Here is an 11,098-nt window from a genome sequence, read left to right on the forward strand (position 1 = left end):
ACCGCCGGCCGCCTTGACCGAGGCGGCCGGCTGCACGCACTGACCCACAGGGAGACCACATGTATGTTGTCCGTCCGGTAGATCGCGCGGATATCGGCGCGCTCGAAGCGATGGCCGCTATTTCGATGCCGGGGGTGCATACGCTCCCGCGCACGCGCGAAGGCATCAATGCCGCCGTCGAGCGCTCGCTCGCCTCGTTCGCCGCGCAAGTCGATATTCCAAGCGAAGAATCGTATCTGTTCGTGCTCGAAGACCTGCGCTCGCGCGAGGTCGTCGGCACCGCCGCCATCCACGCATCGGCCGGCTCGAACGGCACCTATTTCGCGTTTCGCAACGATGTCATCCAGCAGGTCTCGCGTGACCTGAACATCAGCCACAACGTGCACGCACTCACGTTGTGCTCCGAGCTGACTGCCTACTCGCACCTGTCGGGTTTTTTTGTGCGCAACCGCGAGAGCGCCGGCGTCGAAGCGGCGCTGCTGTCGCGCGCGCGCCTGCTGTACGCGATGCTCGCACCGCACCGTTTTGGCGACCGCTTCTTCGTGCCGCTGGCCGGGCGCGTCGATGCCGATGGCCAGTCGCCGTTCTGGAATGCGCTGGGCCGCAAGTTCTTCAAGATGGACTTCCTCGAAGCCGAGCGCCTGATCGAAGGCGCCCGCAACCGCACGCTGATCGTCGAACTGATGCCGCACTATCCCGTCTACGTGCCGCTGCTGCCGGGCGACGCCCAGGCGGCGCTGGGCCAGATCCATCCGGGTGGCCAGATGGCGTTCGACCTGCTGGCGCAGGAAGGCTTTGAAGCCGACGAGTACATCGACATCTTCGACGGCGGCCCGATCCTGCAGGCGCACAAGAACGCGCTGCGTTCGTTCGGCGCGTCGCAGCGCCTGCGCGTGGCCGCTGCCGGCCAGGAACCGGGCAGCCAGGGCACGCCGGTGGCCTATGCGGTCGCCAGCGTCGACAACGGCTTCCGGGCCGTGACGCTGCACTCTTCGCCGCTCGAACACGGCTCGACGATCGCGCTGCCGCGCGACGTCCAGCAGGCGCTTGGCGTCGCAGCGGGCGATGAGGTCGTGTGCCTGCGCATCGAAGGAGAACCGTCATGCTCGTGATCCGCGCCGCCAAAACGTCCGACCTGGACGCCCTGATCAATATGGCGCACCAGGCCGGCAGTGGCATGACCACGCTGAAGCCCGATCCCGAGATGCTCGGCCAGCGCCTGGCCACGTCCGAGGCCTCGTTTGCCGAAACCATCCGCCCCGAGCAGCGCGACTACATGTTCGTTCTCGAAGAGCCGCAGGACGGCAGCATCGCCGGCGTCTGCGCGATCAAGGGCGCGGTGGGCTTGACCGAACCGTTCTACAACTACCGCATCGGTACGCTGGTGCACTGCAGCCGCGAACTGAATGTCTTCACGCGCATGGAGACGCTGTACCTGTCGAACGATCTCACCGGCTCGACCGAACTGTGCTCGCTGTTCCTGCTGCCCGAATACCGCGTGGGCTTCAACGGCAAGTGGCTCTCCAAGAGCCGCTTCCTGTTCATCGCCCAGTTCCAGCAGCTGTTCACCGAAAAGATCATCGCCGAGATGCGCGGCTACCAGGACGAGGGTGGCGATTCGCCGTTCTACGAAGGCCTGGGCCGGCACTTCTTCAAGATGGATTTCAACCATGTCGATGGGTTGACCGCGATCGGCAAGAAATCCTTCATCGCCGAACTGATGCCGCGCCAGCCGCTGTATGTCGACTACCTGCCGCAATCGGCGATTGACGTCATCGGCAAGGTGCACACCTCGACCCAGCCGGCGCGCCGCTTGCTCGAGCAGGAGGGCATGTACTACGAAGGCTATGTCGACATTTTTGATGCCGGTCCCGTGCTGCAGGGCCGCGTGTCCGAACTGCGCGCGGTGCGCGACAGCGTGCTGGCCGTGGCGGCGCAAGGCTTGCCGGCCATCGATGCCGGCGAGGTGGCGGACGGCGCGCCAAAAGACGTCGCCCACGACACCGAACACATGCTGGTGTCGAACACGCGCCTGGACGACTTCCGGATGATCCTCACGCGCGCCGTGCCTGGCGCGGGCAGCGTGGTCCTGAGTCCCGACGAGCTGGCGCTGCTGCGCATCGCCGCCGGCGACAATGTGCGTACCCTGACACTCAATACCAGGAAAAACACCCATGGCTAATCTCTCGAATTACATCAACGGCGAATGGCTCGCCGGCAGCGGCGCCGAACTCGCGACGATCGACCCATCGACCGGCCGCCAGACCTGGACCAGCAATAGCTCGACCCCGGATGACATCGCGCGCGCCGCGCAGGCCGCGCACGACAGCTTCGAAGCCTGGGCCCTGACGCCGCTGGCCGAACGCATCGCCATCGCCACCCGTTTTCGCGATCTGCTGAAGGATAACGCCGAGTCGCTCGCCGCGACGATCGCCGAAGAAGTGGGCAAACCGTTGTGGGAAGCGCGCACTGAAGTCGCGACGATGGCCAACAAGATCGACATCTCGGTGCAGGCGCATGCCGCGCGTACCGGCGAGAGCGCAACCAAGGTCGCCGACGGCAACGCCGTGCTGCGTCACCGTCCGCACGGCGTGTTCGCCGTCTATGGACCGTACAACTTCCCTGGCCACCTGCCGAACGGCCACATCGTGCCGGCGCTGATCGCCGGGAACACGCTGCTGTTCAAGCCCAGCGAATACGCACCGCGCACGGCGGTCAAGACGGTGCAGCTGTGGGAGCAGGCCGGTTTGCCCAAGGGCGTGCTGAACCTGGTCAACGGCGGCCGCGACACCGGCATCGCACTGGGCCAGCAAGCGCTGATCGACGGCGTGCTGTTTACCGGCAGCAGCCAGACCGGCGCCGCGCTGCACAAGCAGTTTGGTGGCCAGCCGGGCAAGATGCTGGCATTGGAAATGGGCGGCAACAATCCGCTCGTCGTCTGGGACGTGCAAGACATCGACGCGGCCGTGCACCACACGGTGATGTCGGCCTTCATCTCGGCCGGCCAGCGCTGCACCTGCGCGCGCCGCCTCGTGATCGAAAACGGCGCCGCCGGCGACGCGTTCCTCGCGCGCCTGGTGGCCGTGGCCGCGCAGTTGCAGGTCGGCCCGTCGAACGCCGAACCGCAGCCGTTCATGGGGCCCGTTGTCTCCAGCGCTGTTGCTGCGCGCCTGGTGCAGGCGCAGGAAGACATGGTTGCCAAGGGTGGCAAGCTGCTGCTGGCGATGCGCCAGCTCGATCCGAACACCGGCTTCGTCACCGCCGGCATCGTCGACACGACCGATGCGCAGGGTATCCCGGACGAAGAATGGTTCGGCCCCTTGCTGCAGGTGATCCGCGTGGCGAGTTTCGACGGCGCGCTGCGCGTGGCCAACGCTACCCAATACGGCCTGGCCGCAAGCCTGCTGTCGCCATCCGAAGACCTGTGGCAGCGCTTTGCCGTGCGCGCCCGCGCCGGCATCGTCAACTGGAACCGCCCGACCACCGGCGCGGCCAGCTCGGCGCCGTTCGGCGGCGTGGGCAAGTCGGGCAATCACCGTCCGAGCGCGTATTACGCCGCCGATTATTGCGCCTATCCGGTCGCCTCGATCGAGAACCCCGTGCTGGACATGCCGGCCAAGCTGTCGCCCGGCTTGAGCTTCCCGGCCGAAGGAGCTTGAGCATGCGCGACGCACGCGAATACAATTTCGACGGGCTGGTTGGCCCGTCGCACAACTACGCCGGCCTGTCGTTCGGTAACGTGGCCTCGTTCAGCAATGTGCGCAGCAGCTCCAATCCGCGCCAGGCCGCCTTGCAGGGCCTGGCCAAGATGCGCGAGCTGGCTGCGCGCGGCTTTGCGCAGGCAGTGATGCCGCCGCAGGGCCGCCCGAACTTCCGCCTGCTGCGCAGCCTGGGTTTTTCGGGCACCGACGCCGACGTGCTGGCCCGCGCCTACCGTGAAGCGCCCGTGATCCTGGCCTGCGCCTGGTCAGCTGCGCCGATGTGGACCGCCAACGCGGCCACTGTCAGCCCGTCGGCCGATTCGCTCGATGGCCGCGTGCACTTCACGGCCGCGAACCTGAACAACAAGCTGCACCGCTCCGAAGAACACGTGCAGGCCACGCGCACGCTGCGCGCGATCTTCGGCAACAGTGAACACTTCATGGTGCATGAGCCGCTGCCATCGGTGCCGGCCTTTGCCGACGAAGGCGCGGCCAACCACACGCGCTTTGCCGCCAGCCACGGCGCCGCCGGCGTCGAGTTCTTCGTGTATGGCCGCGTCGAGTTCGATCCGTCGGCCCCGGCGCCCAAAAAATACCCGGCGCGCCAGACGCTGGAAGCCTCGCAGGCCATCGCGCGCCTGCACGGCCTGGACCCGGCACGCACCGTGTTTGCATCGCAGAACCCGGACGTGATCGACCAGGGCGTGTTCCACAACGACGTCATCGCAGTCGGCAATGGCAATGTGCTGTTCTATCACGAGCAGGCCTTCGCCGACGAAGCAGGCACGCTCGACGCGCTGCGGCGCGCGCTGGCCGTTGCCGGCACCGAGCTGCATCCGGTGCGCGTGGCGAGCAGCCAGGTCGCGGTGGGCGACGCCGTCGCCAGCTACCTGTTCAACAGCCAGCTGCTGTCCAAGGCCGATGGCCGCATGGCGCTGGTGGTGCCGCACGAATGCCGCGAGAACGCCGCAGTTGCCGATTATCTGGCAGGCTTGCTGGCTGGACGCGGGCCGATCGATGAATTGATCGAATTCGACCTGCGCCAGAGCATGCGCAACGGCGGCGGGCCGGCGTGCCTGCGCCTGCGCGTGGCGCTGACCGATGCCGAGGCGGCCGCGATGCACCAGGGCGTGATCATGACCGAGGCGCTGTATGCGCAACTGGTCGCGTGGGTCGAACGCCACTACCGCGACCGCATCGAAACGCAGGATCTGATGGACCCGCAGCTGGCGCTCGAATGCGCCGCTGCGCTGGAAGAACTCACACGCATCCTCGGCTTGCCGGGGCTGTACGACTTGTAACAGGTAAGATTCGGGCGGGTAATCCCTGTCCATATAAAGCAGGGAAGCGCCATGCCACGAGCTGCGGCGCGCCAGGCACACAACTTTGGAGAAGCAAGATGAAAGATATGCCCAACGATTTGCGCGGCCAGACGCTGGCGCTGATCAACGAGAACGGTTCGGCCAGTCAATCGGCCGGCAGCGCGCAGGTCCATGCCCTGATCGCCGCCTGGCTCGAGTCGCTCGACGACGAAGACCTGGCCGGCACCGCGCCGCAAAGCCTGGCGCCCGTGCTGGTCGACGGTTTCTCGCAACTGGCCCAGCGCACCGGCCCTGGCGCGCAGATCGCCACGATGGGTTACTCGGACGGCCGCGGCGGCAAGGCCACCGCACTCTTGATTCTCAACGATGACCGCCCGTACCTGGTCGACTCGTTCGTCATGGCGCTGCGCAAGGAGCGCATCGTCGCCGCCGGCGTCATGAACGCCGTGCTGCCGGTACGCCGTGACGCCAGCGGCGCATTGGCCGCCATTGGCGAAGCGGGCAGCCCGCTCGAATCCATCGTACTGTGCCTGCTGAACGACGAACTGCAGGTCGAAGAACTCGACAAGCTGACCGCGCGCATCCGCATGGTCGCCAGCGACGCCGCTACCGTGCAGCGCGACGCCGTCGCCATGGGCGACCGCATGACCGCCGTGGCCGCAGCCGCTGCCGCCGCCGGCACGCCGGACGGCCAGGAAGCCGCTGCCTTCCTCGAATGGGCCAAGAACGAAGGCTTCGAGCCGTTCGGCTACGCCTACTACGTCGTCAAGGCGGGCGAGCGCGAACTCGAACGCGATCTGGGCAGCCGCATCGGCGTGCTGAAAGACACCGCGCATCCGGTGTATGGCGATTGCCTGGCCAGCATCCCGGGCGACCTCGATACGCTGTCGCGCCGCGCTGACACGCTGTCGATCGTCAAGGCCGACGTGGGCGGCACGCTGCACCGCGACCAGCCGCTGGACTTCATCGGCGTGCGCGACACCGACGCGCAGGGCCGCATCCTGGGCGAGCATTGCTTCATTGGCCTGTTCACCCGCGCCGCCACCTCGACCCCGCTGGCGCGCCTGCCGTTTGCCCGTGGCCGCGTGGCCAAGGTGCTCGGCATCGCCGGCGTGCGCCAGGAAGGTTTCCGCGCCGAGAAATTCATCGAGATCCTCGAATCACTGCCGCGCAACGAAGCGCTGGAAGCCGAGCCGGAATGGCTGGCCGAAGTCTGCAGCGCCGTGGTGTCGCTGTACAAGCAGCCGCGCGCCAAGGTGTTCGCACGCCGCGACGTGTATCGCCGTCACCTGAACGTGCTGGTGTACCTGCCGCGCGAGCGTTTCAGCGCGGCCGTGGCCGCGAGCCTGGCAGCCGCCCTGAAGGAAAGCTCGGGCGCGCGTGAAGTCGACGTCCAGACCCTGGTGGCCGATGGACCGCTGGCACGCGTGTACCTGATCGCGCATGCGGCCCGCTATCCGCTCGACCTGGAAACCGATCTGCAGGCGCCGCTGCTGGGCGTGCTCGATGGCTGGCATGACCGCTTTGCCCAGCTGACCAACAGCGTCGATGAAAGCCGCCTGCGCAGCCTGATGCGCAAGGTGGTGCCGACGCTGCCGGTGAGTTTTGTCTCCGCCACTGCGCCTGAAACGGCATTCCGCGACGTGCACGCGCTGTTGACGCGCTGCCGTCCGGATCGCGTGACCGCCCGCATCGAGCAGGATGACACGGCCGGCACGTCGATCCGCCTGTACTCGAGCGAGACCGTGCCGTCGCTGTCGCGCATCCTGCCGGCGCTGCAGAACGCCGGCATCGCGGTCGACCGCGAGCAGACCTTCCGCCACACGGGCCTGGATGGCGTGCGCCGTTACGTGACCGCGCTGTCGGTCGACGCCGAAAGCGCCGCCAAACTCACCAAGCCTGGCATCGGCAAAGTGGCCGAAGAACTGTTCTCGGCCCTGTTCAACGACGAAGCCGAAGATGGCCGCATGAACGGCCTGACCATCGAAGGCGGCCTGTCGCTGCGCGAAGTGCAGCTGGTGCGCGCGTACATCAGCTACTGGCGCCAGCTCGGCTCGAAGTTTTCGGTGCGCTACATGGCCGAAACGCTGCGCGCCCAGCCTGGCCTGGTCAAGGAATTCGTCAACGGCTTCATGCAGCGCTTCGATCCGGCCCTGACCGACGAACAACGCAATGAAGGCAGCAGCGCGCTGTACCTGCTGAAAACCAGCCTGCCGGGCGTGAACCACGCCGACACCGAAGAAATCATGGCAGCGCTGATCGACCTGGCGCTGGCCACCGTGCGTACCAACTACTTCCAGAACAGCGGCGAAAAAATCATCTTCAAGGTCGACACGAGCGACCTGGCGCTGGCGCCGGAGCCACGGCCGTTCCGCGAAATCTACGTGTTCTCGCGCCGCTTCGAAGGCGTGCACCTGCGCGGCGGCCCGGTCGCCCGCGGCGGCCTGCGCTGGTCGGATCGCATGGAAGACTACCGCACCGAGGTACTGGGCCTGGTGAAGGCGCAGATGGTCAAGAACGCCGTCATCGTGCCGGCCGGCTCGAAAGGCGGCTTTGTCTGCAAGCAGATGCCGAAGGATGCGGCGCGCGACGTGGTCGCCGCCGAGGGCGAAGCCGTGTATCGCCTGTTCATTGCCAGCCTGCTGGAAGTGACCGACAACCGCGTGCGCGGCGAGATCGTGCCGCCAGAAGCAACCGTGCGTCACGACCAGGACGATCCGTACCTGGTGGTGGCCGCCGACAAGGGCACCGCGACGTTCTCGGACATCGCCAACAGCATCGCCGTGCAGCGTGGCTTCTGGCTGGGCGACGCGTTCGCGTCGGGCGGCTCGAACGGCTACGACCACAAGAAGATGGGCATCACCGCCAAGGGCGCGTTCGAAGCGGTCAAGCGCCACTTCTATGAACTGGGTCACGACCTGGCCAACAACCCGATCACGATGACCGGCGTGGGCGACATGTCGGGCGACGTGTTCGGCAACGGCGTGCTGCTGTCGCGCCAGCTGAAACTGGTGGCGGCGTTCGATCACCGCCACATCTTCCTGGACCCGACCCCGGACGTCGAAGTGTCGTTCAAGGAACGCGAGCGCATGTTCGCGCTGCCACGCTCGTCGTGGGAAGACTATGACAAGAGCCTGATCTCGGCCGGCGGCGGCGTGTACCCGCGCAATGCCCGCTCGATCGAACTCTCGCCGCAGATCCGCGAAGCGCTGCAGATCGAAGAGACATCGCTGCCGCCGCAGGAACTGATGCACCGCATCGTCAAGGCGCCGGTCGACCTGTTCTACAACGGCGGTATCGGCACCTATATCAAGGCCTCGACCGAGACGCACGCACAAGTGAAGGACCGCGCCAACGACCAGATCCGCGTCAACGGCAATGAGCTGCGCTGCAAGGTGGTCAGCGAAGGCGGTAACCTGGGCGCAACCCAGGCCGGCCGCATCGAGTTCGCACTCGCCGGTGGCCGCATCTTCACCGATGCGATCGACAACTCGGCCGGCGTGGATTGCTCGGACCATGAAGTCAACGTCAAGATCTGGCTCGACACCGAAGTCAATGCCGGCCAGTTGTCGGAAACCGACCGTAACCGCACGCTGAACGAAATGACCGGCGAGATCGAGCGCCTGGTCCTGCGCGACAACACGCTGCAGACCCATTTGCTGACGCGCGAAGTGCAGGCGCAAGCCACGGGCGCGGTGGTCGACGGCTACATCGCCCTGATCGCCAACCTCGAAGCCGAAGGCGCCGTCTCGCGCGAACTCGAGCAACTCCCGAGCGACGCCGAACTGCTGCGCCGCAAGGCACTGGGCCTGGGCCTGACCGCGCCGGAGCTGGCCGTGGTCATCGCCAACGTCAAGAACCGCTTCAAGCGCACGCTGGCTGCGCTGCCGCTGACCGACGAAGTCTGGGCCGATTCGCTGCTGCGGCCTTACTTCCCGGCGCAGCTGGTCGCCACCCGCGATCCGCTGGACCATCCGCTGGCCAACGCGATCCTGGCTACCGTGCTGGCCAACGAAGCCGTCAACCGCTGCGGCCCGCTGATGCTGCGCGACCTGGCGCTGGAACACCGCATCGACGACACCGAAGTCGTCAAGGCATGGGCCAAGGCCTGGGCTGCGCTGCACCTGGCGCCGGTGTTCGATGCGCTCGACGCCGACGCCCTGGTGGTGCCGCGTGACGTGTCGGTCTCGGTCGACAACCGCACCCGCGCGCTGCAACGCGCCACGATCGAAGGCGTGCTGTCGCTGCCGCCAGGCTCGCAAGGCCTGGACGAACTCTCGACGCTGTTCGCCGAAGCCGACGAGAGCGCCGCTGCCAAGTTCCGCTCCGAGGCCGATGGCCATACGGGCCTGCCGCCGCAGTTCGCGGCTGCCTGGAAGGCCGTCGAGATCATCGAGTCGCAAGCTTCGTTCCTGTTCGCGGCGGTCTCGGTGCCACGGCCAGAGGGCATGTCGCTGCTGCAGTTCCTGCAGGTCGGCACGCTGCTGCGCCAGCAGGTCGGCATCGACACGCTGGAACTGGGCCTGAAGCTGCCGGCGCAAAGCAAGTCGCAGGAACAGCTGCGCAACTACGCGCTGCAATCGCTGCGCCGCGCGCAACAGCGCCTGCTGCTGCAGGTGATCGAGCATGCCGGCCACAACGGCAACGACATGCAGGCAGCGGTGGACGAAGTGACCGCCGCGCGCGGCTTGACGGGCTTTGCCCCGCCGACCGAGCTGGAGCAGGCGATGCTGGACGTGTGGGCGCTGTCGGAAGGCCTCTCGCCAGAACGTCTGGCTGCATAAGATGAGTGCAGCATCCGTAGCAGGTTTGCCGGAAGCGGTGCGCGCACTGGCCGAAGCCGACTTCGGCGCGGTCGCGCAGCGTTTTCGTGATGCCGGCTTTGTCGTTGCATTGCCAGCGTCAGGCATCCTGACGGTGCGCGCCGCAACGCCGGACGCCGATCGCCCCAGCGTGCTGGTGTCGGTTGGCGTGCATGGCGACGAGACGGGGCCGATCGAGATGGTGGCGTATCTGGTCGACGCGCTGTCGCGCTCTGCAAGCGCGCTGGCGGTGGACCTGATGCTGTGTGTCGGGCATATCGACGCCATCCGCGCCGGCAAGCGTTTCATCGACGCGGACCTGAACCGGATGTTCCGCGCCGAACGCGGCTCGCTCGCCGGGACGTTCGAGGCCGGGCGCGCCGATGTGCTGATCGAGGCGACCCGCGCGTTTTTCGAGGGCAGCGGCCCGGCGCGCTGGCACCTCGACCTGCACACGGCAATCAGGCCGTCGCACTATCCAATGTTCGCGATCGTGCCGGAACTGATTGCGGATGCGGCGCGCGAGGGTTTGATGGGGTGGCTGGGCGAGGCAGGGATCGAAGCGATCATCATGAATCCCGAATCGGCCGGCACCTACAGTTACTTCACGGCCGAACATCTCGGCGCGGCCAGCAGCACGGTCGAACTGGGTCGGGTTGGCACGCTGGGGCAGAATGACCTGTCGCAGTTTGCCGCCGCCTCAAGCGCGCTGGATCGCCTGCTGCGCGGGCAGCCGGCGCAGTCAGCGACGGTGGCGCCGCGCGTGTTCGCAACGGCGCAGTCGATCATCAAGCTGTCCGACGCATTTACCATGCAGGTGGGGCGCGAGACCTGGAATTTCACGCCGATGCAACGAGACGACGTCATCGCGCAGGATGGTGCAACGACCTACACGGTGCAGCACGACGAAGAACTGGTCGTGTTCCCGAACCCGGATGTCCGGGTGGGACTACGCGCCGGCATCATGGTAGTGCGCATCCGGTAACACCAAGCGGGCCACGGCCCGCTTTTTTTTGCCGGCGACAAAATTGTCATGACACAGCCGGGGTCAGGTCTGACATTCGGACACGACCTCAGCCTTGACCACTTCCAATGGTGTCTTGCCGGTATTCGCATGGTTCGGTACCGGCTGGTTCCCAGCTCCGATTGTCGAGACCGTGTCCGAATGTCAGACCTCGTATATTGAACATGCCAGCTCACCAGTAGATAATCGTGGTGATGTGGCCGGTCGGGGTGACGCTGTTCAGACTGAGTGCCATTGAGCACGTGGGTC

The 11,098-nt window shown here is 66.4% G+C and carries 6 protein-coding genes; all 6 read left to right on the top strand.

What is annotated here, in order from left to right; translation table 11 throughout:
- Nucleotides 1–59: 59 nt before the first annotated feature.
- The 6 genes from AC56LN_RS22350 (at nucleotide 60) to AC56LN_RS22375 (ending at nucleotide 10,810) form a co-directional block, all read left to right on the top strand.
- Complete coding sequence (locus AC56LN_RS22350) at nucleotides 60–1,112, top strand: arginine N-succinyltransferase (protein WP_499574771.1); 1,053 nt, start codon at nucleotides 60–62, stop codon at nucleotides 1,110–1,112.
- Nucleotides 1,103–2,182: an arginine N-succinyltransferase gene (astA, locus tag AC56LN_RS22355; RefSeq protein WP_482896506.1), complete on the top strand. Its 1,080-nt coding sequence runs from the start codon at nucleotides 1,103–1,105 to the stop codon at nucleotides 2,180–2,182. Before AC56LN_RS22350 ends, astA begins: the two co-directional genes overlap by 10 nt.
- Nucleotides 2,175–3,659 carry a succinylglutamate-semialdehyde dehydrogenase gene (gene astD, locus AC56LN_RS22360; protein ID WP_499574772.1) on the top strand — a complete coding sequence of 495 codons (1,485 nt, stop codon included), beginning with the start codon at nucleotides 2,175–2,177 and terminating at the stop codon, nucleotides 3,657–3,659. The genes astA and astD overlap by 8 nt, the downstream gene beginning before the upstream one ends.
- 2 nt (nucleotides 3,660–3,661) lie before the next feature.
- On the top strand, nucleotides 3,662–5,002 hold the full coding sequence (gene astB / locus AC56LN_RS22365) for an N-succinylarginine dihydrolase (RefSeq protein ID WP_499574773.1): 1,341 nt from the start codon (nucleotides 3,662–3,664) through the stop codon (nucleotides 5,000–5,002).
- Between the two features lie 98 nt (nucleotides 5,003–5,100).
- A complete protein-coding gene (locus AC56LN_RS22370) occupies nucleotides 5,101–9,807 on the top strand; it encodes an NAD-glutamate dehydrogenase domain-containing protein (protein WP_499574774.1) in 4,707 nt (1,568 codons plus the stop codon).
- A 1-nt stretch (nucleotide 9,808) separates the two neighbouring features.
- On the top strand, nucleotides 9,809–10,810 hold the full coding sequence (locus AC56LN_RS22375) for a succinylglutamate desuccinylase (RefSeq protein ID WP_499574775.1): 1,002 nt from the start codon (nucleotides 9,809–9,811) through the stop codon (nucleotides 10,808–10,810).
- Nucleotides 10,811–11,098 lie beyond the last annotated feature (288 nt).

The sequence above is a fragment of the Telluria sp. ZT3P26 genome, from assembly GCF_059686035.1.

Bases quoted from the DNA above. Each gene is read 5' to 3' on its own strand.
- astD (WP_499574772.1), top strand. From the start codon at position 2,175: ATGGCTAATCTCTCGAATTACATCAACGGCGAATGGCTCGCCGGCAGC.
- AC56LN_RS22370 (WP_499574774.1), top strand. From the start codon at position 5,101: ATGAAAGATATGCCCAACGATTTGCGCGGCCAGACGCTGGCGCTGATC.
- astB (WP_499574773.1), top strand. From the start codon at position 3,662: ATGCGCGACGCACGCGAATACAATTTCGACGGGCTGGTTGGCCCGTCG.
- AC56LN_RS22350 (WP_499574771.1), top strand. From the start codon at position 60: ATGTATGTTGTCCGTCCGGTAGATCGCGCGGATATCGGCGCGCTCGAA.
- AC56LN_RS22375 (WP_499574775.1), top strand. From the start codon at position 9,809: ATGAGTGCAGCATCCGTAGCAGGTTTGCCGGAAGCGGTGCGCGCACTG.
- astA (WP_482896506.1), top strand. From the start codon at position 1,103: ATGCTCGTGATCCGCGCCGCCAAAACGTCCGACCTGGACGCCCTGATC.